Here is a 21,224-nt window from a genome sequence, read left to right as displayed (position 1 = left end):
CGGGCGTTTGGATGCCGCCAGACTAGAATAAAATCCCGGGCGAAACGACCGCCGCGGACCGGGTTTGTTGACGCAGATATGACCGGCCAATACGCTTGCGCCGATGGCGAGCGACGAGCAGGCGATTACAGCGTTTATCGAGCGCATGGGGCTGTCCGCCCAGGGGGACGGTTTGCCCCGAATCGCCGGACGGATTCTCGGGTATTTCATCATCCACGGCGGGCCGACTAGCCTGTCGTCGCTGGCGAACGAGCTGCAGGTATCGAGAGCCAGCATTTCCACCAACGCCCGGATGCTGCGCGACCTGGGGGTGCTGGAGGCCACGGCCAGGCCCGGCGACCGTCAGGACTACTACCAGCTCGCACCGCGGCACTATCTGCGCGTGCTGGAGGGGTATGTCGAGCGCATGGGCGTGCTCGGACAATCGCTGGCCACGGCCCAGGACGAGCTCGCTTCGAGTCGTACCGGCGCCCAGGCCCGTCTGGCCGACATGCATCGCTTCGTGGATGCCGCCCGCGCCCAGACCAAGGCCCTGATCGACGATCTCAAGTCGGATTCGTCGAACGACGACCGATTCTGAAAGCTCGGGCAGCGGCCGATCCGCCGGCTGCTATGCTGGCCACCCTGCGATCGTGCCTGCCCGGGTTGTCCGTATGATGCGTCCATGAGCTTCGATCTGTTCCACTTCGGCGGCGATACGTGGCGCTATCTATCGATGCCGGTGATCAGCGCGGTGGTCGGCTATATCACCAATGTCGTGGCGATCCGGATGATGTTCCATCCGATCGAGTTCGTCGGCCTGGTTCGCCCCTACCTTGGCTGGCAGGGCATCGTGCCGCGCAAGGCTTCGAAGATGACCGGGATCGCGGTCGACACCATCACCGAGTCGCTGATCACCGAGGCCGAAATGTTCGGCCGAATCAAGCCAGACGAAGTGGCCACCGAAATCGAGGGGCCGGTATTGGTATTGGTCGACGACGTGATCGATACGGTCATGAGTCGCCATCATGCCTGGCTCTGGTCGAGCCTGCCCGATGGCCTGCGGGCCACGCTCAAGTGGCGGCTACGGGCCCAGGCGCCGGAGATCGTCGCCAGCGTCACCCGCGAAGTACAGGACAATATCCACTACCTGTTCGATCTCAAGAGCATGATCACGCGCGTGCTGGTACGCGAGAAGCGGCTGCTCAATCACGTGTTTCTCAAGACCGGGCACGACGAGTTCGTGTTCATCGGCCGTTCCGGGGCCTATTTCGGTTTTGCCTTCGGCCTGATCCAGATGCTGGTGTGGATCTTCTGGCAGCCGTGGTGGCTGCTGCCGGCGTTCGGCGTTTTGGTGGGTCTAGCGACCAACTGGCTGGCGCTGAAGATGATCTTCAATCCGAAGCGCGGCCGGCGTATCGGACCGTTTCGTATCCAGGGACTGTTTTTCAAACGCCAGAACGAGGTGGCGGCCGACTACGGCGATCTGGTCGCCGACCATATCATCACGCCCGAGCAGATCGTCGCCGAGATGCTGGACGGGCCGTACGGCGATAAACTCCGGGCGCTGATTCGGCGCGAAGTCGACTCGGCCATCGATCATGCCATGCGCAATACCCGAACCGTGGTCGATTGGACTTTGGGCGCCGACGATTATGAACGGCTCAAGACCGAGGCGATCGATGAAGTGATTGCCGAACTGCCGGCCATGCTCGCCCGGCTGACCGGCTATGCCGAGCGCACCATGGCGATCAGACAAACCTTGGTCGAGCGGCTGCAGTCGCTGACCCCGCATCAGTTCGAGGCGATGCTGCGCCCGGCCTTCGAAGAAGACGAATGGATTCTGATCGCGGTTGGTGCAGTACTTGGTTTCATGGTGGGCTGGTTTCAGCTCATCGTGGTCTTTTCCAGCGTATTCAACGATCATTTCGGATCGCTCTGGTGAGCGTCCGCGCAGCTTGGCTTGCATCTCCGGGGCTGCACGCAGAGCCTAGGCGCCGGGTCCACACTACAAAGTCGCGGGTAATGCCATGACCGGCCGCCGAATGCCGAAAAAACGCGGGCCGCGAGCCTTCGATCGACTGCTGGATGCCATGCGCGACGCCGAGGGCTGGCCAGTGGCCGGTACCGCTGTGCGGCGCCTGGCCGATGCCGAAACCTGGGCGCTGATCGAACTCAAGCAGCGTCTCGATGAACTCGAGGGTCGCCCGGTCGGGCCGGAGGAGCCCGGGCGTGCACCCGCGCCGGCCGAAATGCTGGCTGATCTGATCGAGCGATCCTACCGCGTCGACCCGGATGCAGCTCGCGACGATTTGTACCGCCAGACATTGAGTCAGCTCGTGCCCGACCAGGTGTCGATGCTGGCGGTGCTGGCCGAGCGCGGCATCGCACCGCTGTGCCATGTCGGCGGCAGCCGGCTGCCGGCAGGCCCGGTGGGCGTGACTGTGCTGTCGAACGCCAGTTCGCTGGGTCGCGACGCCGGGGTGCTGCTGCGCGACTGCGTACCCCAGTACATGACCCAGCTGATTCAGCTTGGCCTGATGCGGATCGAACCGGAAGACGAGGCCCTGGATGCCGAATATGAGCTGTTGCTGGCCGATACCCAGCTGCGCGAAGCCTACGATCATGTCCGCCAGACGCTGCGTCTGTACCCACGGATCGTGCGGGCTTCAGTAACGCTCAGTGACTATGGCCGGACGTTATGGCGCGACTGCCACGGCCCGGCCGAAACGCTCGCTGCCCGGCAGCGTTCACGCCGCTGACATGCTGCGACCACGGCAGCCACGGGCCGCGATTCGACCCGGTGGTATCGGGCTGGGGCGTACGCTATGCCGAGTGCGGGCGATGGGTCGTCTGCGCCACGTTGGACAGGCAAACCGAGTTCGGCCCGAGTTTGGCTTGGACGCGAGCCGCCGGATCTGGCCGGGTATGCCCTAAAGACGCAACGCCGCCGGGCGCCCATACATGAACGACTCAGCGGCCAGCCCGGGTGGTCGCGCTGTCGTGTCGGCTCACCATACCGTTTTCGCCATGCGCCTATCGTCATTGCTCAGAAAGCGCTGGTGCGGATGCCGGTGCGACATCAAACGGGTCGGGCGGTGCTGGGCCGAGCACTCTTATGCCGCGTTCGGGGTTCGACGGTGCTTGGCATGGCGAATGGCCCGCCTCGGGCCGGGCGCTGGCGCCGCTGGGCCAACGCGGGTCGACCGGAGGATGCCGAACGACTCGATGGTCTGGGCGTCGCCGACGCGGCTGTGCCTAAGCGGTCGAGCCCTTCGCGCTTGTGCGTAGACAGCCCAGCCGTGCCGGGCGCTTACGACGCCTTGTCTTGGACCACGGCCTCGCCGTGGGCGTGATCGGTGGCTTCGTAATGCTGGGCGCCGAAAATCATGGCTCGGAACATGATCTTGGCCTCGCGCGCCATGCCAGCAGCGCTCAAGCCGGTGTCTTCGGTCAGCCATTCGGCCACCAACTCGTTGAGCATGCCGACTAGCGCGACCGCAGGCAGGCGATAATCACGCTCAGGCAGGTCGCCGCTTTCGGCCATCAACGTGGCATAGCGCTGAATGAGATCGGCCAGGGCATGAGTGGTCGCACGCCGTTTTTTCTCCATCGCCTCGGAAACCCCTACCGCTTCGATGCAGACGATGCGTCCGCGCCGAGGGTCGTCCAGCAGGTAGTGCACCAGCGATTCGACGGTATCGGCCACACGTAGGTTCAACGAATGGCGGCCGGAGGTCAGCGAGGTCCGAATGATGTCTTCCATCTCGGCGATCAGCGCGTCGTAGACCGCATGCAGAATCGACTCGCGACCGCCGAACTGTTCATAGAAATGCCGGGTCGAGACCTTGGCCTGGCTGCAGACCGCCTCGATCGGCGTGGCCGTGTAGCCGCGCTCGCCAAAAAGCGCGGTGCCGGCTTCGATCAGTCGTTGATGGCGCTGGCGGCGCAATTCCTCGGCGGAAAGACCGCGATAACCACGCTTGCGGCTGCGGTTGGACGCGTAATGCTTGCGAGCTGAATCAGTCACGTAAGAGCCTGCTTAACGAAGTGCTTCGGGGCGGTATTGTCTGAAAATTTCTATTTTTGAAAAGGGTGTTTCTCACCCGTTGGCATTTATTGGGCCGTTCGTCGGATACGCAACCCGCGATATCGCCGAAATCAGGTATGTATTGGACCACGAGAAATAACGGAATATCCCGAAACGTCTTGATGCACGTGTTCAGTACGACAGCAACGCGCTCGGCCATAAGACAGGCGCCCGCCCAGGGCCGCTCGCCGATGCAAGACCACGGCACTGCCCGGTATTGCCCCTAAACGGCAGGGCGGTTGGTGCGCTCGTGCACGTCGGTGCACGGCCTCGGGCGACGAGCGCGAGATCGTGGTAGATATATGCGTAAAGCGCGCCCACAGCCCGCAGCGAGGCATCGAGCACCATGAGCCTAGCCCTGCCGAATACGCGTCGAATCGCGATCGACACCGATGATCTGAGCGGCATTACCCGGATAGACCGACGGGCGGAAGTCGATCCGCGCGAGGTGGGGCTATCGCCGGAGGCCGTCGAGCAGATCTGGCAAGCTATGGGCGATATGTATCGGACCCGGGTCTATCCGGCATTGACGTTCTGTTTGCGTCGGCAGGGGAAGATCGTGCTCAACCGTTCGATCGGCTATGCCCGTGGCTTGGCGCCGGAGCACCCGCTGGCACCGAATGCACGCCGGGCCGAACCCGATACCCCGGTCTGCATCTTCTCGGCGAGCAAGTCAGTGGTCGCAGCGCTGATCCACAAACTGGCCGAAGAAGGCGGTATCGATCTGGATGCGCCGGTATCGCGCTATGTGCCGGCTTTTTCCGGCCAGGGCAAATCGCGGACCACGATCGCGCAGATTCTAGCGCACCGCGGCGGTTTCCCTTTTTTTACCGCCGACGACCATGGCCCTGAGTTGCTGGCCGACTGGGATGCCTGCATCGACCGCATCTGTGCGATGCCGGCCGAGCGTGGGGGCCGGCGCATGGTCTATCACTCCTTCACTGGTGGCTTCATTCTGGGCGAGGTGATTCGTCGGGTGTCTGGCCAGTCGCTGACCGAATATCTCGACAGCCGGCTGCGCCAGCCGCTGGGCATGCGCTATTTCACCTACGGGCTGGATCGGCGCTCGCGTTCCCGTGTGGCCGAGAATTACGTGGCCGGGCAGCCGGTACGCTGGCCGGTCTCGCGCTGGGCTTGCCAGGCCCTGTCGGTGCCGTTCGAGGAAGTGGTCGCAGTCTCCAACAGCGATTTTTTCATGGACGCGGTGATTCCGGCGGGCAACCTTTATGCCACGGCCGAAGAGCTGTCGCGTTTCTATCAAATGCTGCTCAACGGCGGGCATTATCACGGCCAGCGCGTATTCGAGCCCGAAACCGTTGCCCGTATGCTGCGTCCGGCCTCGCCACCGCAGCTGGATTGGGCGCTCAAGATCCCGATGCGTTATACCGAAGGGCTGATGCTCGGTATGGACCCGGTAGGCCTGTACGGGCCGATGTGCGGCGCGGCCTATGGCCATCTCGGTTTCATGAATATCCTGGGCTGGGCCGACCCGTCGCGGGATATCGCGGCTGGCTTGATGACTACCGGCAAGGCGATCCTCGGCGGCCATTTGGTGCAGTACATGCGCAGCCTGGGCACGCTCAACCGGCTATGCCGCGATGTCTAGACGGTGTGGCCAGGCGACCTCCCGAGACAGGGTTCGGCTGCTATATTGAGCCGCGAACGTCGATTGACTCCGTGTGCTGTTGCGAACCGACAAAACGGCGGAGCCAGAAACAGGATCCATGCCGATGAGCGATTATCTCGTCAACGCTGCTTCAAAGCCGGCCATGCGCAAGATCATGCAGGCCATGGGCATTCCCACGCCGACCGAACTGGCGCGAGCCGCCGGCGCCTACCAGCAGTCGTTTCTTGAGGGCCAACGCGTGTTGGTCGGTGCCGGCCAACACGCGACGGCGTTGTCCCATCTCGAATCCGTGCTTGCTGCGACCGGCGCCGATGTCCACCGTCAGGACACGCCGCGCGAGGGCGAGGCCGAGCGCTATGATGCGCTGGTCTTTGATGCCACGAACATGGCTGCATCCGGTGATTTGAAACGGCTCTACGATTTTTTCCATCCAGTAGCCCGTAGGCTGACCAAAAACGCCCGCGTGGTCGTTGTGACCAGCCAGCCGGAGGCAATGGCCTCGGTCGAAGCCGCGGCGGCCGCTCGGGCAGTCGAGGGGTTCACTCGTTCTTTTGCCAAGGAAATCGGCAAGTTCGGCTCGACGGTCAATCTGATCTATATCGAACCGGGGGCAGAAGAGCGCATCGCCACGCCGCTGCGGTTTTTCTTATCCGACCATAGCGCGTTCGTGGACGGCCAGGCCCTGACCGTCACCGCGACCGGAATGTTTCCAGCTAACCCGCCAGCGACCCAGCCGTTGGCCGACAAGATCGCGCTAGTGACTGGCGGCGCGCGCGGCATTGGCGCAGCGACTGCCCGGCGGCTGGCGGCCGAGGGGGCGCATGTGGTGTGTCTGGATATCCCCCAGGATCGAGATACGCTCGAGGCCACGGTCGGCGAGTTCGGTGGTAGCGCGCTCGCCGTTGACATCACCGAAGACAGCGCGCCGCGTCAGATCGCGGATTTTCTGAACGAGCGGTTCGGCGGCGTGGATATCGTCATCCATAACGCGGGCGTGACCCGCGACAAGACCCTGGCCAATATGCCGGAGCACTACTGGGACATGGTGCTGTCGATCAATCTAGAGGCGATCTTGGCCGTCGACGCCGTACTGAGCGGCGAACAGGTGATCAACGAGCACGGCCGCGTCGTCTGTCTGTGCTCGATCGGCGGCATCGCTGGCAATCGCGGACAAACCAACTACGGTGCGACCAAGGCCGGACTGATCGGCTTCGTCGAGCACCGGGCCGATAGCCAGCGCGAACGTGGGATCACGTTCAACGCGGTCGCGCCCGGCTTTATCGAAACCCGCATGACCGCCGAGATGCCGTTTGGCGTACGCGAGGCCGGCCGGCGTTTATCGTCGCTTGGCCAAGGCGGCACGCCCGACGACGTGGCCGAAGCCATCACCTGTCTTTGCACGCCCGGAGCCGGCGGTATTTCCGGCAACGTGCTACGGGTCTGTGGGCAGAGCTTGATCGGCGCCTGAGCCGCGTTGGCCTGCTACCGCGCCATGCCGCTGGTCGCGCGGCGTGGCGCCGGCTATATCGGCTTGGCCGGCTCAGCCACGCATGACACGCCAGCCGATCGCGATCACGCACAGGGCCACGACCAGGGTCAGGACGCGGCGCAGCTGGAGATAGCCGCGGCCCTGCCAGCCGTTGCGGGCGCCGTTTTCATCGGCCAGCCAGGCAAAGATCAGGGCGCCCAGCAATAAAAAGAACGGCCAAGGCCCATTCATCAGCAGCGCCGGCCAAGCGATCAATGCCGGCACGACCGCCAGAACCATATCCAGTGGCGGGGCCTGCTTGGCGGCCAGCATGCGTCCCCACTGGGCGCCGCCGATGAACGACACGATCGTCGCCAGATAGGCCAGTAACCAGTGCAAAGCCTGGGTCGCGCCCTCGCTGCCATGGGCCAGGGCGTAGTACACGCCGGCAGCAAACGGCACGACGGCGAGTGCGCCGAGGCCGGTCGCCAACGCTAGAGCGGAAACGGAACGGGCCATGGTCTCTCCTTGATGATGGGTCGGGCGTCGTGTCTGGCCATCGGGTGGATCATACCGGTGCCGGTCAGCCCCGCTCACCGGCGTTCATCAGCCTACATAATTCGGTGCCACACCCGGTAGCGGCCCGGCGGGCATCGTCGAGTGGTGATCAGCGCATAGTGAAGTGTTGCACCACGGCGCGAACCAGCGGTTTCATGAAATAGTTTGATTCGGGCATCAGATCGACCGTGATACCGCGCTCGGACAGCGCATCGGCGACCAACGGTCCGACCGCGGCAACGCAGATGTCATCCAGGGCGCGTTGCAGTTCGGCCTCGATGGCCTGCCGGCGGGCGACCTTGAATAGCCGCCGGACCTGCGGCGAACTGGTAAAGGCTACGGCATCCAGCCGGCCGTCGATCATCGCTTGAATGAACGCGACCACGGCCTCGTCTTCGGCCTGATCGGCATAGACATAGGGCGCTACCGGCAGGGCGATCGCGCCGTGTTCCGACAGGGCGCTCATCAGCGGACTGTTCGGATCGGTCCCATAGAGCTGCACGCCAACGCGGTGGCCATTGAGATCGTGACCGACCAGGGCGTTGATGATGCCGGCCGTGGTGGGCTCGGTCGCCGGAAGATCGGTGCCGATGTCGTGTTTTTTGAGTTCACGAACCGGCTTCGGACCACGGGTGATGGTGCGGGTTGCGTGCATCCGCTGCCAGAACCGAACGCTCGACTGTTGGTCGACGCGCTCGGCGAAATCGCGTAACCGGCGCACGCCTTCGCCGGTCAGCCAAATCATGTCGTCCAGGCCCTGCTCGACAACGTTGTCGAACCAGGCCCGGACCGGTGTTGGGTCCGGGGCATCGTGGATATCGACCAGCGGGCAGCGGGTCACGAGCGCGCCGCGTTTTTCGAGCATGTCGGCAAATAAATCAAGCTGGCGTGATTCGGGGATGCCGATGCGTCGGTCGGTCAGAGGGGCGCTGCTATCGTTCATGTCGGCGTTCCGGGCACTGTGCATAGGCTCAGTTTAGAGCTTGTCGAAACCGGGAGCGACGCTGGCTCGGTGCGATCGGTGATCGCAGGCGGGCAGGCTTGCGCGGCTCGATCGGCCGCCGCACACTTCATTGAACAGTGACAACGTCGGTGGACAACATGATCTGGCTCGTCGTCGTTCTGGTGATTGCAGCGCTCGCAGCGATCGCCTATCTGGCCGTACGGCTCGAACGGGCGCGGCGCCGGCTGGCGGCTTTGGATGCGGAAATCGACCGACTGGGCCGCAGTCTGGCCGAAGAAGACCGTGAATTCGACAGTTTCATGGCCGAAATCGGGGGCAGTCGCATCGTTGTCGAATTGACCGACCCCATGGCCCTGGCTCGTCAGCAGTCGCGGTGGGCAGGGGCGCTGACCGGAGTAGCGCCGCGGCTGATTCGTCGCCGGGTTTACGACCAGGCCGCGATCCAGATGAAGCAGGTGTTGACCGAGCGAGGCGTTGGCGTGGCCCTGCATGTTTTCCATCCCACCGGGTCATAGACGCTGATGATCGCTGATGCCGTCGCGCTCGTGTTGGTATTGGTCGTGCTGCTCGGCGCAGCGGTGCTGGGTGTGATGGTGATCGGTCTGGAGGCCGAGCTGGCTCAGGCCGAGCGACGGTTTGCACGGTTGCGTGCGTTTCGCGCCGAGGCGCTGCGTCTGGCGGAAGCCCGCGGTCGCCTGCGGCGCAGTCAGAAACGTTTCGAGCGTTTCGTGGATGCAGGCGCTACCAGTGTCGAAACGGCCCACCGCACGGTCGCCGGGCCGAATTATCGTGGCGCACCATTCTATGATGGGCTGCGACGTATCAATCAGTATGTCGGCCGTGGCGTATCCAGCTGGTTGACCTCGAGTGCGCCGAGCCCGCGGTGGGGAGCGTTGTCGGAATGGCGTTCGCGACGTCACCGCCGCGAGAAATAAGTCAATGTTCAAGCATGACCGTCTCACGCCGATAACCATCCGATGGATGCATCGGAGTCGATAGTGCACAAATGCCGCCTAGCGCGCCGTCCTCGCTTACCGACGGCAATAGCCGCGTTATTGCTGGCTGTATTGAATGTCACGTTGGTACCGCCGCCGGCTTCGGCCGGCGAGCCTCGGCATGCACCGCCCGTATGGGCCGACGGCCACCGCCACCCTGACGGTCTACCGGTGCCGCCTGCGCTGACTGGTTCGGATTTCTATTCCGAAATTGGTATCAACGTCACGCCAGAGCTCGAACACTGGCCGAGCAACTATCAGCCCGACAGCTACCGACTACGCGGCTACGACGGGCGCGACAACGGCGAGCACTTTTGCGAAGGCGCCCACGGCCGGACCTTGTCCAGTTCGGGAACCGAATGTCCGCCCGGCCAGCGAAATAAGGCAAAAAAACGCAGCTATTCGACCGAAGCCGATTAAGGCAAACGGCGTATTCTAGGCTGCGCCTTGTTTGCAGCAGCTCAGAGACCGGCTGGCGGCCGGGCTGTCGATGGGGCATAGCGAGCGAGTCCGGGGTCGTATGCGGCTCTTTCTGTACTGCAGAAGGACGTTTTCGAAAAACCGCTTGGATGCATGAATTGTGATAATTCGAACGATGCTTCCTAAAGTTCGCTGCGTTTGGGCCGATACGTGCCTCAACCAATAAAAGGGCCGCGTTGGCGGCTTGGATGGAGTGTCAGTCATGCCCAGTTCTTCTTCCATTTCGTCGCTCGGCGTCGGATCGGGGCTGGACCTCAGTTCGCTGCTGGATAGCCTGCAATCCTCGGAACAAACGCGTCTGCAACCGTTGCAGAGCCGCCTGTCGAGTTTCAATACCCAGTTGTCGGCCTATGGCAGGCTCACCAGCTCAGTCAACAATCTGCAGTCGGCTGCCGACAAGCTCAACGACGCCAGTCTGTTTCAATCCACCCAGGTCAGTACCAGTGGGGATGCCTTCACGGCCTCCTCCAGCAAAGAGGCTGTGCCCGGCAGTTACAGTGTGTCGGTCACCCAGTTAGCCCAGGCGCAGTCGCTGGTAGCGCCGGCCGTGGCCGATAGTACAGCCGCCCTCGGCAAGGGCGGTACGATCACGATCACCACCGGCGACAATGACCCGGTGGACATCGAGATCGGCGAAGACAACGCTTCGCTGGAAGACGTGCGCGATGCGATCAATGCAGCGGGTACCGGGGTGTCGGCCTCGATCATCAACGACGGCAGCGATACGCCGTATCGGTTGGCGCTGTCGTCCAACGCCCCGGGCACCGACAACCAAATCAATATCTCGGCGACCAATGCTGCCGGTGGCAGCGGTACCCAGCTGTCGGACGTGCTCGGCTACGATAGCGCTGCGGGCGGCGGGGCCATGACCGAAACGGTCGCGGCCCAGGATGCCAAGCTGTCGGTCAACGGCATCGATATCACTCGCTCGAGCAATACGGTCGAGGATGCGATTCAGGGTGTGACCCTGTCACTGACCGGCACCACTGAGGCCGACAGCCCGCAGTCGCTGACCACCACGCGCGACAACGACACAATCAAAGGCGCGCTGACCAAGTTCATATCAGCCTATAACAGCTACCGCAGCACCGCCGACAACCTCACGGCCTACAATGCTGATGCGAACAGCGGGGTGCTGCTGGGGGACTCCACGGCTCGTTCGGTGGCTTCGCGGATCCGCGAATCCTTGAATACCTCGGTCGAGGGCGGCGATCTGTCGATGCTCAGCGATATCGGTATTTCGCTTCAGACCGACGGCTCGTTGAAGGTCGACGATGAAAAACTGGATGCTGCGCTCGATAACGATCCACGCGGCGTGGCCCGCCTGTTTTCCGGCGATTTGGCCTCCGATGTGGAAGATGACGGGGTAGCGGGCGCTGTATCGAGCACGATCGCGGCCATGACCGACGATAACGGGTTGCTATCGGCCGCCAGCGACGGCGTGCAGCGCAGTATCGACAGCGTCAACGATCGCATGGATCAGATGCAGGATTCGATCGATAGCGAAATCGAGCGTTATCGCCAACAGTTCGTTCAACTCGACTCGCTGATGTCGGATTTGAATTCGACCCAGTCCTATCTGACCACGCAGCTCTCGCAGTTGAATTCGTCGTCCTCGGAGTGATCGAGCCGGCCTAGTTTGTGACAATGAGTAAATAACTATGCAAACCCGACAAGCTGCCCAGGCCTACGCGAGTGTCGGCCTGCAGAGTGGCGCGATGAGCGCTACTCCCCATCAATTGATCGTGATGCTGTTCGACGGTGCCCAGGGCGCCCTGCGCAAGGCCGGCTATGCCTTGGCCGCCGGCGATGTATCGGCCCGTGGTATGGCTCTGTCCAAGGCGATCGACATCATTGAGCGCGGCCTACGGGCTGCCTTGGACATGGAACGGGGCGGCGAACTGGCCGAGCGCCTGGATAGCCTCTACGACTACATGGTCCGGCGTTTGATGCATGCCAATCTTAGAAATGATGCCGAAGCCGTCCAGGAAGTCGAGCGGTTGCTCGACGATATCGCTTCGGCGTGGAAACAAATCGGGTAGAGCGAAAATGTACGTCGAGGAAGAACAGGGGCAGGCGCCGGAACCGGATATCGTGTCGCGTTACGAGATGATTCGCGATTACAGTCGAATGATGCGCCACTACGCCAAGGCAGGGGACTGGGATCAGCTGGTTGCCCTACAGACGACTTATGTCGGCGCGATGGAGGCGTTGGCGGATGCCGAAGTGGATATCGATCTCTCGGAACTCGATGCCGGCCGCAAGTATGCATTGGTACTGGAGATCCAGGCCGCCGAAGCCGATGTCCGGGAATGCCTCGATCGGCGGCTGGGTGAGCTCAGCGAGTCTATGTCCAGCTCGCAGCGACGCCAGGACGTGGCTCAAGCCTACGAGCGACAGGGGCGCAGTTAAAACCATCGCAGACATGTCGTTGTCGCGTCCGGCGCAGGGCGGGGATGATGTAAGCGTCATCCCCGGTAAGCCCTAAGCCACTGTGGCCACGGCAATCCGCAAGGCCGGGTTGTAAAACCGATTGCCGTCGTCCCGATCTGGAGCTGCAGCAGACAGACGCTGCCTTCCGAGGCGCGAACCCGGGGCAGGCATGACGTTGGTTTTTTTAAGCGCATCGGGCGTGTGTGTTTGGCGATCTATAGGCCATACCGCATAACAGGGTTCGGGCCGGTATTGTCGTAGAAAGCGCTTGCTTGTCAGTTGCTCTTGCAAGGCGCGATGCCGTCTAGTTCAGCCGAGTGGCCATGGGTACGATCACACCAATTCTCGATACGCTTTTACCGCAGGTATCCGGCCGTGCGGGCGATGTGGCCCGAGTTGGGACGCGCTCGGCGGATGGGCCGTTGTCGGCACTGCGTCCGATCAGCGGCGAGATTCCGTCGAACGCGTCTCGACAGACACCTTATCCGGGCCGCTCGTCGATCGAGCCTGCGGCTGGTACGACCGGCCAGTCCCGGTCGAGCGCGACGACGGACGCGTCCAGATCGCTGCCGGTGCCAGCGGCGTCTCTTGGCGCGCCACAGACGACGGCCTCGGCTCAACTGCATTTGTCTCGGGGGGGCGATGCGCTGGCCCGTCTTCTGGGCTCGCTCGGTGGGAGCAAGGTAGGGATCCAGCAGGCCGATGCATTGATCGACGGTTTGCAGCAACCGCGTGTCTCGGCCTTGGCAAGTCTGCTGGGCCAGCAGGTCACGACCAGCGGTTTATTCTACGAATCGCATCTGGCCCAATGGGTTCGTGGGCGATATCCGCTGGCTCGGCTCCATGCCGAACCCCAGGCCGGATTGGGCGCCTCGGGACATGATCGCAACGCCGGCACAGATAGCGCCCCGGGGGCCGGAGGCACCAGTGACCGGGCCGGGGCGGCGGTCGATCCGCGTTTGGCGGCAGTTGTTCGTCAGCAGGCCGAAATGCTGGCCAGTGGGGTGTTTCAATGGCAAGGCCAGGCGTGGCCCGGAGTGCCCATGCGCTGGCAGATTCAGGAGCGGTCGAATGAGACGGGCGATACTTCAGACGAACGGCTGACTCATACCACGTCGTTATCGCTCGAGCTGGCCGGGCTCGGGACATTCGAAGCACGGCTCAGCGTTGGCGAGGACCGGGTCCGTATCGCAGCCTGGGCCGAAGACGGGCCAGGGCGCAACCTGCTGGCGGCGGATCTCAAGACCCTGCGCAACCGCCTGCAGCAGGCTGGTTTCTCGGAACCCACAGTGCATCTTCTGACGGAGCCGGGTCATGAGCGATGATAACGAACCGTCCGACCAGAATGTACGCCCCGAGGCGGTCGCGCTGCGCTATGACGCTGGCGATGACGCCCCCCGGGTTGTGGCCAAAGGGTATGGCGATATCGCCGATGCAATCATCGAAAAAGCGCGCGAAAATGGTCTTTACGTGCATAGCGAGCCCGAGCTGGTGCGACTTCTGTCGCAGGTCGATCTGGATGCCCGCATTCCCCCGGCCTTGTATGTCGCGGTAGCCGAATTGCTTGCATGGGTTTACGAACTGGAGCGTGCCGCCGTTCAAAACGACCGCAAATAGGGGAAATTAAAAACGAAATATTTCCAGTTCCAGGTCGAAGTCTCTTTGACCTACCGGGTTCTGTCACATAGTTTCTACGCATAGACAATATGCTTGCGGCCAATACGCGGCATAAGTTGCGTGAGTGGCGTGATCGGCGGGGCTGTGGCACCTGGCTTTTATGCGTCCTCTGGGGGCGGCGTCCGGCACTTGTGACCGGGTTCAGTCCCAACCGCGACGCCGAAGCAAGGGGTGAACAGTGGAAACCGACCATCTGCTCGATGACATCCGGGAAGTCAATCTGTCCTATTTGCTGCTGATGCAGCGATTGATCAACACCGACCGCGAAGCGGCTATGTTCCGCCTCAAGATCGATGCCGAAATGGCCGATCTGCTCAGTCGGATTCCGGTGCCCGATCTGGCGCGCCTAGCGCGGTGCAACCAATTGCTTTGTCATTTCTCGTTACAGGACGCCGATCAGCTGTATGCGCTGATCGAGGCGGGTGGCGACGAAAGCCTGCGTCAGGTCCATGCCGCGATTTTATTAGGCAGCAACGAGCGTCGTGCCGCTAATGATCGCCGCTCGAGCGACCGCCGAGTGGGCGATCGACGCCAAGGAGATCGGCGAGAGCGCAACGACGGCCCCCCCGATGGCATTGAGCGTCGGGTGGCCGAACGGCGTCAAGGAGAGCGGCGCCAACAGGAACGTCGTCAACAATCGCGGCGTGCAGCAGATGCCGAAGATGACGACGACGATAATGACGACAACCAGCAGCGGCATAATTCGTAATAGCAGCGCCGGCAACCTGCTGATGCATTGATTATGGCGGGCCGGCTTCGAGCGTACTGAAGACGCCCGGCGAGCGACCTATCAACGGATCGGTTGTTCGCCGGGCGTCGGTGTTTGGATCGCGGTCGGTGGGATGACAGAACACAGCCTAGTGGGCTGTCCAGACAGCAGGGGCCTATAGGGGAGCATGGTAGAGAAAAGCGTCATAGACGAAGGGCGCCAGATCAATCTGGCCATCGAAATGATCCAGCTGGGGGCTCGCCTGCAGGTGTTGCAGACGGAAACTGCAATCAGCCGGCGCCGTCTGATCAATCTGTACAAGGAAATCCACGGCGAATCGCCACCTAAGGGTATGCTGCCGTTCTCGACGGACTGGTATGTGACCTGGTTGCCCAATATTCATTCGTCGCTGTTCTACAATATTTATCTATCGTTGGCGCAGCATGCCGGACGGGATCGGATGCAGTGCGTGGTTGGCGCGTATCGCCTGTATCTCGATCAGGTGCCGCAGGAAGAAGAGGATAAACCGGTACTCGGTTTGACGCGGGCTTGGATGTTGGTGCGTTTTTTCGAAAGCAATATGATGCAGCTGTCCACCTGCCAGCGCTGTCATGGCAATTTCGTCAACCATGCGCTCAGCCTGGATCACGAGTTTGTCTGCGGTATCTGTCAGCCGCCCTCGCGTGCAGGAAAGACCCGTAAGAGTGGCAGCAAATCGGAAAGCACGACCGACGATCGGCCCGACAAATAGCTCGGCTGTGCGCGCCAGTCCTCCTATTGTTCGGTGTCGATGCGGGCGGCGCCGCGCGCGGGCTCGGGCAGATCAGCCAGTAACCGCATAACCGGGTCTAAGCGCCGGTATTGTCTCGACCGGCCCTGGGCGTTGGGCAGTATAGGGCCGTGTATCGTGGACGTGTGCCGGTACGCACCGGGCATGGCCTAGCGTGGCTTCGACCGAGTGGCTCGACCCACGCGATGCGGCCCAGGCCCATCCCGCGCCCGACGGCGATCGGTAAATCGGTATTCAAGTCTGGCGCTTCGGCGCCGTTAAACCCTTACGTTCCAAGGCAGTGTTGGTGCCGTTGAAATCGCCGCGCCCGGTTCGGTAGCGAGCCAAGCGCAGCGCGATCTCGTGCCCGGCATGAATACCGCCGGCCTGATCCACGCGGTACGGCCGCGAACACAAGAGGGTGTCAAGTGCTCGTTGTTGCTGGCTATATCGTTGTTATTGCGTCTGTTCTTGGTGGCTACGCCATGGTCGGCGGCCATCTGGGAGTGCTTTACCAGCCGGCCGAACTGGTCATCATCTTCGGTGCCGGGATCGGTGCCTTCTTGGCCTCGACCAACGGCAAGGGCCTGAACGCCACGATCCGGGTGTTGCCGAAATTGCTGCGTGGTCAGCGCTATAACAAAAAAGTCTGTCTGGATTTGATGACCCTGCTTTATCTGTTGATGGCCAAGGCCCGACAGCAGGGCATGATGGCGCTCGAAGCCGATATCGAAGATCCAGAGAACAGCCCGCTGTTTTCCAGCTATCCGGTATTGCTCGCCGATCCACTGCTGATGAATTTCATCAACGATTACCTGCGGCTGATGATTAGCGGCAATATGGATGCCTTCGAGATCGAGGCCCTCATGGACCACGAAATCGAGACCTTCCAACAAGAGGCCGAAGTGCCGGCCCATGGGCTATCGTCGATGGGCGATGGTTTGCCGGCGTTTGGCATCGTGGCCGCGGTGATGGGGGTGGTCCACGCGCTCGGCGCGGCGTCGCTCGATCCGGCCGGCATCGGCCCTTTGATCGCCCACGCGATGATCGGCACTTTCCTCGGCATCCTGCTGGCCTATGGCTTTGTCTCACCCATGGCGGCCCGTATCCGGACCCAGATCGACGACATGGTCAAGATCCTGCAGTCGATCAAGGTGACCCTATTGGCGCATCTCAATGGCTACGCGCCGCCGCTGGCAATCGAGTTCGGCCGCAAGGCCTTGTTCTCGGCCGAACGGCCGGGCTTCAATGAACTGGAAAACCATGTCAAGGAAGTGCGCTCCGGGGGCAGCCGGGAGGCCTCGTGAGCGGCGCCAATAAGCATCGGCCAATCGTCGTCAAGCGGCACAAACCGCATAGAAGACACGGCTCGCACGGCACCTGGAAGATTGCCTATGCTGATTTCATGACGGCGATGATGGCTTTTTTCCTGGTCATGTGGCTTCTGTCCGGGTTGAGCCAATCGCAGCTTGAGAATGTCAGCGAGTATTTTCGTACTCCGCTCAAGGTGGCCCTGGTCGGCGGCGATAAACAGTCGGCCAGCAACAGTGCGATTCCCGGTGGCGGTGACGATCCGGTGCATTCAAACGGCGAGGTCGCGCTGACGACGCCGCGGGCGGCCAACTACAACCCGGATACGCGCCGTCTCGAGCAGTTGCGGGCCAAGCTACAGGCCCAGATCGAGCAGGACCCCAAGCTCAACCGAATGTCGTCGCAGCTTAGAATCGCGATGGTGCGTGACGGTCTGCGTATCCAGATCTTCGATTCCAAGCGACGCCCCATGTTCGAACTGGGCAGTGCCCAGCTCGAGCCCGACATTGCGCTGTTGCTGCACCGCATCGGTCCGACCCTCAACAAGGTGGACAATAAGATCACACTGACCGGCCATACCGATGATCTGGCCTATGCCTCCGGACCACAGGCCTACAGCAACTGGGAGCTGTCGGCCGATCGCGCCAACGCCGCCCGACGCGCATTGATCGTCGGTGGCATGCAGACCGGTAAGTTGCTGCGGGTGATCGGGGCCTCCGATACCGAGCATGTGATGGGAGACAAACCGGCCTCGCCGTTGAATCGCCGGATCAGCATTCTTTTGCTTAATGATCAGGCCCAGAATCGGATCGAATCGATGGGTCAAACTATAAAAACTCGAAAGACCTTGCTGCAGGCTCAGCAACAGGGCGGCGACCTGCCGGCGCCGCCGGCCGCAGAGGGCCAGGTCACGCAGGGAGCGACCCAGCTCGGAATTGCGAGCCCGCAGCCGAGCGCTAATAGCGAGCCGCGCCATCCGCCGCAGTTCAAGCCATTGCCTTTCGAACCAGCCGCTTTCGAAACCGATCCGGGTTCGAAGGCCAGTGTCGCCCAACGCTAACGCATAGCGTGTACGTAGTGCTGGCCCGGTAGGTGGACTGTCCGCCCCCGGGGCCGGTACAGGCGAAAACACAATGTCGGCCACGCTTTCCCGTGCCTAAAGTTTTGCGTTCGGCAACCGATACTTCGGGGTAGCCGAAAACGATGGACTTACCATCGCACAAAGCGGACAAAAGAGATGGATGTCAGCGATTTTTACGAAACTTTTTTCGAAGAAGCCGATGAATTGCTAGAAGACATGGAACGCCTGCTGATCGAACTCGATACCGATGCACCGGATCGCGATCAGCTCGATGCCATCTTCCGGGCGGCGCACTCGATCAAGGGGGGAGCGGGCACGTTCGGTTTCCAGGCACTTCAAGACACCACGCACCGGATGGAAAATCTACTTGATCTCGCGCGTCACGGCGAGTTGACGCTGGACCGCCCGACGGTCGATGTATTGCTGGAAACCAGTGATCTGCTCAAAAGTCAGATCGAAGCTTACCGTTCGGAAAGTGAGCCGGATGCGGCGGCCGCCGAGCGTATCTGCGCGGTCTTGCAGCAGTTGGCCGAAGGCGAGTCGGCGGCTAAAGCCAAGGCATCCAATCCGGCTGCGGCCTCGAGTCCGACCGCGGCAGAACCTTCGTCGACAGCCGGCGTCGACGCAGCGGCAGGCCGCGAGCGCTCGTTGCGCGTGGTCATTTCCGGAGTGACCGAAAGCGAGCGCGAGACGCTGGCCGGCGAGCTCGCCTTGTTCGGTACGGTCGGGCAGCGTCAAGACGGCGACGCACGGCTCGAATTGACCCTGACCAGTACAGAGTCGTTGGACGACATCAAATCGGTGCTTTGTTTCATCGTCGACGACGATCAGATCAGCATCGTCCCGGCCGAGGAAGACTCCGCCGCCCCCGATACCCGGGTGCTGCAGGTTCGGGTGACCGATATCAATGCGCATGATCGCGACAAGCTGGTCGAGGAGATCGCACTGTTCGGCACTGTCAGTCAGCGCCAGGACGAGGCCGATACACTGACGGTATCGCTGACCACTGCCGAGTCGATCGTCGATATCCAGGTGGTGCTATGTCTGGTCGTAGACGCCGACCAGCTCTCCATCGAACCCCAGACCGACGAGGCCGACCGCAGCGTCGCTGACGCCGCACCGGCGACGGTGGCCCCGGATGCCGGTAAAACGGCCGCTGAACCGCCGGCGGTGCCAGCCGGTGGTGGGGGCGGCGCCGGTAAGGGGGAGGGGACAGCAGCTTCGGCCGGCAGCGCCAAGCCGCGTCGCGAGTCGAGCAGCGAATCGACGTCGGTCCGCGTGCCGACCGACAAGATCGACCACATCATCAATCTGGTCGGTGAGCTGGTCATTACCCAATCCATGCTTGATCGCGCAGTTCAGGATCTGGGCGGCGAAGAAGGCGAGGCTTTGTCCGAAGGCATGAGCCAACTGCAGCGCAACGCCCGCGATCTGCAGGAGGCCGTGATGTCGGTGCGCATGGTGCCGATGGATTTCGCCTTCAATCGCTTCCCACGCCTGGTCCGTGATTTGAGCAGCAAACTCGGCAAGGATGTCGAGCTGGTTACGGTCGGTGGCGCGACCGAGCTCGATAAAGGGTTGATCGAGCGGATCATGGATCCGATGACACACCTGGTGCGCAATAGCCTGGACCACGGTATCGAAGACGCCGAAACCCGAGCGGCCGTGGGCAAGCCGGCGGCCGGCCGACTCACCCTGTCGGCCCGCCATGAAGGCGGCAACGTGGTTATCGAGATCGGCGACGACGGCGCTGGCCTGTCGCGCGAGCGGATTCTGGCCAAGGCCAAGAGCAGTGGTCTGAACGTGACCGACGACATGCCCGACGACGAAGTCTGGCAGTTGATCTTCGCCCCGGGCTTTTCGACCGCGGACCAGGTCAGCGACGTTTCCGGTCGCGGGGTCGGTATGGATGTCGTCAAGCGCAACATTCAGCAGCTTGGCGGTCATGTCGATCTGAGTTCCCAGACCGGGGCCGGCACCACGGTTCGCATCATCTTGCCGCTGACCTTGGCGATCATGGACGGCATGGCCGTCCGGGCGGGCTCGGAAGTGTTCATCCTGCCGCTCGGGGCGATTCTCGAGTCGATGCAGATAGACGACGATCGCGTGCGGACCGTCAGTAGCGGCAGCCGTGTGATCGAAGTGCGGGGCGATTATCTGCCGCTGGTCGAACTCCAGCAGGCTTTCGATATCGCGGATGCCAAGACGCGCCTGGCTGACGGCATCGTCGTGGTAGTGCAGAGCGAGTCGCGACGGTTCGCCTTGTTCGTTGACGAGCTGATCGGTCAGCAGCAGGTGGTCGTCAAGAATCTGGAAACCCATTTCCGCAAGGTGGCCGGTGTATCGGCAGCCACCATTCTCGGCGACGGCAGTGTTGCCCTGATTCTGGATGCGACAGCCCTGTCGCGCATGACCCACCCCGGCCGTCGTTCAAACAAGCCGGTCGCCCACGCTGTCGGCAAGACAGCAGAGAGTGTCGAATCATGAGTGAAACCGTAGCCCTGACCGAAAACGATCACCGCGAAGTTTTGGTCTTCATGCTCGGCGGCGAGGAGTACGCCGTCGATATTCTTAAAGTGCAGGAAATTCGCGGCTACTCGAACGTCACCCGAATCGCCAACGTGCCGGACTTCATCAAGGGTGTCACCAATCTGCGGGGCGAGATCGTGCCGATCGTGGACTTGCGTATGAAGTTCGAACTCGGCCAGGCCGAGTACAACGATCACACGGTCGTGATCGTGCTCAATATCGACCAGCGTGTGGTCGGTGTGGTGGTCGATTCGGTATCGGACGTGATCGGCCTATCGATGGATCAGATCAAGCCGGCCCCCGAGTTCGGTGCCCAGATGGATACCCAGTATCTGCAGGGTCTGGCCAGCCTCGAGGACCGCATGCTGATCTTGATCGACGTCGACGCCATGATGACCAGCCGCGAAATGGCCCTGGTCGATGCGGTCGACAAAGCGCCGGCCTAGCGCCGACCAATCATCACTTCACCGGAAACCACATACCGTGTCAGCCATTCTGCAGACACCCGGAGCCGCCGCCTCCGGCGTGACCCAGACCGGACGCGATCTCGTTCT

At 62.1% G+C, this 21,224-nt stretch carries 22 protein-coding genes; 19 read left to right on the top strand and 3 right to left on the bottom strand.

The window, feature by feature from the left end:
• The first annotated feature begins 103 nt into the window (after window positions 1-103).
• The 3 genes from V5738_RS16315 to V5738_RS16305 all read left to right on the top strand — a co-directional run bounded on the left by V5738_RS16315 (window position 104) and on the right by V5738_RS16305 (window position 2,741).
• Window positions 104-580: a GbsR/MarR family transcriptional regulator gene (locus tag V5738_RS16315; RefSeq protein WP_423821870.1), complete on the top strand. Its 477-nt coding sequence runs from the start codon at window positions 104-106 to the stop codon at window positions 578-580.
• An 84-nt stretch (window positions 581-664) separates the two neighbouring features.
• The gene (locus tag V5738_RS16310; protein WP_423821869.1) at window positions 665-1,924 is read left to right on the top strand and encodes a DUF445 domain-containing protein; all 1,260 of its coding nucleotides are present in this window, start codon (window positions 665-667) and stop codon (window positions 1,922-1,924) included.
• Between the two features lie 85 nt (window positions 1,925-2,009).
• Entirely contained in the window at window positions 2,010-2,741 is a 732-nt protein-coding gene (locus V5738_RS16305; RefSeq protein WP_423821868.1) for a hypothetical protein, read from the top strand.
• Between the two features lie 551 nt (window positions 2,742-3,292).
• Here the strand turns inward: V5738_RS16305 and V5738_RS16300 are convergent.
• Window positions 3,293-4,009, bottom strand: coding sequence for a TetR/AcrR family transcriptional regulator (locus tag V5738_RS16300; RefSeq protein ID WP_423821867.1), 717 nt, complete (start codon window positions 4,007-4,009; stop codon window positions 3,293-3,295).
• A 406-nt stretch (window positions 4,010-4,415) separates the two neighbouring features.
• Here V5738_RS16300 and V5738_RS16295 point away from each other — a divergent pair, with 406 nt between their 5' ends.
• Window positions 4,416-5,675, top strand: coding sequence for a serine hydrolase domain-containing protein (locus V5738_RS16295; RefSeq protein WP_423821866.1), 1,260 nt, complete (start codon window positions 4,416-4,418; stop codon window positions 5,673-5,675).
• A 124-nt stretch (window positions 5,676-5,799) separates the two neighbouring features.
• Window positions 5,800-7,164: a 3-oxoacyl-ACP reductase gene (locus V5738_RS16290; RefSeq protein WP_423821865.1), complete on the top strand. Its 1,365-nt coding sequence runs from the start codon at window positions 5,800-5,802 to the stop codon at window positions 7,162-7,164.
• A gap of 72 nt (window positions 7,165-7,236) precedes the next feature.
• Here the strand turns inward: V5738_RS16290 and V5738_RS16285 are convergent, their stop codons facing one another.
• Both V5738_RS16285 and V5738_RS16280 read right to left on the bottom strand, forming a co-directional pair.
• Window positions 7,237-7,683, bottom strand: coding sequence for a DUF3429 domain-containing protein (locus V5738_RS16285; protein WP_423821864.1), 447 nt, complete (start codon window positions 7,681-7,683; stop codon window positions 7,237-7,239).
• A 148-nt stretch (window positions 7,684-7,831) separates the two neighbouring features.
• On the bottom strand, window positions 7,832-8,665 hold the full coding sequence (locus tag V5738_RS16280; protein WP_423821863.1) for a uroporphyrinogen-III synthase: 834 nt from the start codon (window positions 8,663-8,665) through the stop codon (window positions 7,832-7,834).
• Window positions 8,666-8,823: 158 nt separating this feature from the next.
• Here V5738_RS16280 and V5738_RS16275 point away from each other — a divergent pair, with 158 nt between their 5' ends.
• The 14 genes from V5738_RS16275 (at window position 8,824) to V5738_RS16210 (ending at window position 21,116) form a co-directional block, all read left to right on the top strand.
• Window positions 8,824-9,201 (top strand): hypothetical protein, encoded by a 378-nt coding sequence (locus tag V5738_RS16275; RefSeq protein ID WP_423821862.1) that lies wholly within the window; start codon window positions 8,824-8,826, stop codon window positions 9,199-9,201.
• A gap of 6 nt (window positions 9,202-9,207) precedes the next feature.
• On the top strand, window positions 9,208-9,621 hold the full coding sequence (locus V5738_RS16270) for a hypothetical protein (RefSeq protein WP_423821861.1): 414 nt from the start codon (window positions 9,208-9,210) through the stop codon (window positions 9,619-9,621).
• A gap of 231 nt (window positions 9,622-9,852) precedes the next feature.
• Window positions 9,853-10,101: a hypothetical protein gene (locus V5738_RS16265; RefSeq protein ID WP_423821860.1), complete on the top strand. Its 249-nt coding sequence runs from the start codon at window positions 9,853-9,855 to the stop codon at window positions 10,099-10,101.
• Window positions 10,102-10,363: 262 nt separating this feature from the next.
• Complete coding sequence (gene fliD / locus V5738_RS16260) at window positions 10,364-11,785, top strand: flagellar filament capping protein FliD (protein ID WP_423821859.1); 1,422 nt, start codon at window positions 10,364-10,366, stop codon at window positions 11,783-11,785.
• Between the two features lie 37 nt (window positions 11,786-11,822).
• The gene (gene fliS, locus V5738_RS16255) at window positions 11,823-12,203 is read left to right on the top strand and encodes a flagellar export chaperone FliS (protein ID WP_423821858.1); all 381 of its coding nucleotides are present in this window, start codon (window positions 11,823-11,825) and stop codon (window positions 12,201-12,203) included.
• Window positions 12,204-12,210: 7 nt separating this feature from the next.
• Window positions 12,211-12,573: a flagellar protein FliT gene (locus V5738_RS16250; RefSeq protein WP_423821856.1), complete on the top strand. Its 363-nt coding sequence runs from the start codon at window positions 12,211-12,213 to the stop codon at window positions 12,571-12,573.
• Window positions 12,574-13,220: 647 nt separating this feature from the next.
• Window positions 13,221-13,919 (top strand): flagellar hook-length control protein FliK, encoded by a 699-nt coding sequence (locus V5738_RS16245; protein WP_423821855.1) that lies wholly within the window; start codon window positions 13,221-13,223, stop codon window positions 13,917-13,919.
• A complete protein-coding gene (locus V5738_RS16240; RefSeq protein WP_423821854.1) occupies window positions 13,909-14,211 on the top strand; it encodes an EscU/YscU/HrcU family type III secretion system export apparatus switch protein in 303 nt (100 codons plus the stop codon). Before V5738_RS16245 ends, V5738_RS16240 begins: the two co-directional genes overlap by 11 nt.
• Window positions 14,212-14,449: 238 nt before the next feature.
• Entirely contained in the window at window positions 14,450-14,980 is a 531-nt protein-coding gene (flhD, locus tag V5738_RS16235) for a flagellar transcriptional regulator FlhD (RefSeq protein WP_423821853.1), read from the top strand.
• A 187-nt stretch (window positions 14,981-15,167) separates the two neighbouring features.
• Entirely contained in the window at window positions 15,168-15,731 is a 564-nt protein-coding gene (flhC, locus tag V5738_RS16230; protein ID WP_423821852.1) for a flagellar transcriptional regulator FlhC, read from the top strand.
• 446 nt (window positions 15,732-16,177) lie between these two features.
• Window positions 16,178-17,056 (top strand): flagellar motor stator protein MotA, encoded by an 879-nt coding sequence (gene motA, locus V5738_RS16225; RefSeq protein WP_423821851.1) that lies wholly within the window; start codon window positions 16,178-16,180, stop codon window positions 17,054-17,056.
• A complete protein-coding gene (motB, locus tag V5738_RS16220; protein WP_423821850.1) occupies window positions 17,053-18,120 on the top strand; it encodes a flagellar motor protein MotB in 1,068 nt (355 codons plus the stop codon). Before motA ends, motB begins: the two co-directional genes overlap by 4 nt.
• A 177-nt stretch (window positions 18,121-18,297) precedes the next feature.
• Entirely contained in the window at window positions 18,298-20,628 is a 2,331-nt protein-coding gene (locus tag V5738_RS16215) for a chemotaxis protein CheW (protein ID WP_423821849.1), read from the top strand.
• Window positions 20,625-21,116, top strand: coding sequence for a chemotaxis protein CheW (locus tag V5738_RS16210; RefSeq protein ID WP_423821848.1), 492 nt, complete (start codon window positions 20,625-20,627; stop codon window positions 21,114-21,116). Before V5738_RS16215 ends, V5738_RS16210 begins: the two co-directional genes overlap by 4 nt.
• The last annotated feature ends 108 nt before the right edge of the window (window positions 21,117-21,224 follow it).

The organism is Salinisphaera sp. SPP-AMP-43 (assembly GCF_049568105.1).
Lineage (GTDB): Bacteria > Pseudomonadota > Gammaproteobacteria > Nevskiales > Salinisphaeraceae > Salinisphaera.
This window is presented reverse-complemented; position numbering and strand designations above follow the sequence as displayed.

Excerpts from the sequence above, each read along its gene's own strand:
- V5738_RS16270 (WP_423821861.1), top strand. The coding sequence starts at position 9,208 with ATGATCGCTGATGCCGTCGCGCTCGTGTTGGTATTGGTCGTGCTGCTC.
- flhC (WP_423821852.1), top strand. The coding sequence starts at position 15,168 with ATGGTAGAGAAAAGCGTCATAGACGAAGGGCGCCAGATCAATCTGGCC.
- V5738_RS16305 (WP_423821868.1), top strand. The coding sequence starts at position 2,010 with ATGACCGGCCGCCGAATGCCGAAAAAACGCGGGCCGCGAGCCTTCGAT.
- V5738_RS16275 (WP_423821862.1), top strand. The coding sequence starts at position 8,824 with ATGATCTGGCTCGTCGTCGTTCTGGTGATTGCAGCGCTCGCAGCGATC.
- V5738_RS16290 (WP_423821865.1), top strand. The coding sequence starts at position 5,800 with ATGAGCGATTATCTCGTCAACGCTGCTTCAAAGCCGGCCATGCGCAAG.
- V5738_RS16250 (WP_423821856.1), top strand. The coding sequence starts at position 12,211 with ATGTACGTCGAGGAAGAACAGGGGCAGGCGCCGGAACCGGATATCGTG.
- V5738_RS16285 (WP_423821864.1), bottom strand. The coding sequence starts at position 7,683 with ATGGCCCGTTCCGTTTCCGCTCTAGCGTTGGCGACCGGCCTCGGCGCA.
- V5738_RS16215 (WP_423821849.1), top strand. The coding sequence starts at position 18,298 with ATGGATGTCAGCGATTTTTACGAAACTTTTTTCGAAGAAGCCGATGAA.
- fliD (WP_423821859.1), top strand. The coding sequence starts at position 10,364 with ATGCCCAGTTCTTCTTCCATTTCGTCGCTCGGCGTCGGATCGGGGCTG.
- V5738_RS16240 (WP_423821854.1), top strand. The coding sequence starts at position 13,909 with ATGAGCGATGATAACGAACCGTCCGACCAGAATGTACGCCCCGAGGCG.
- fliS (WP_423821858.1), top strand. The coding sequence starts at position 11,823 with ATGCAAACCCGACAAGCTGCCCAGGCCTACGCGAGTGTCGGCCTGCAG.
- V5738_RS16210 (WP_423821848.1), top strand. The coding sequence starts at position 20,625 with ATGAGTGAAACCGTAGCCCTGACCGAAAACGATCACCGCGAAGTTTTG.
- V5738_RS16315 (WP_423821870.1), top strand. The coding sequence starts at position 104 with ATGGCGAGCGACGAGCAGGCGATTACAGCGTTTATCGAGCGCATGGGG.
- V5738_RS16280 (WP_423821863.1), bottom strand. The coding sequence starts at position 8,665 with ATGAACGATAGCAGCGCCCCTCTGACCGACCGACGCATCGGCATCCCC.
- V5738_RS16310 (WP_423821869.1), top strand. The coding sequence starts at position 665 with ATGAGCTTCGATCTGTTCCACTTCGGCGGCGATACGTGGCGCTATCTA.
- V5738_RS16295 (WP_423821866.1), top strand. The coding sequence starts at position 4,416 with ATGAGCCTAGCCCTGCCGAATACGCGTCGAATCGCGATCGACACCGAT.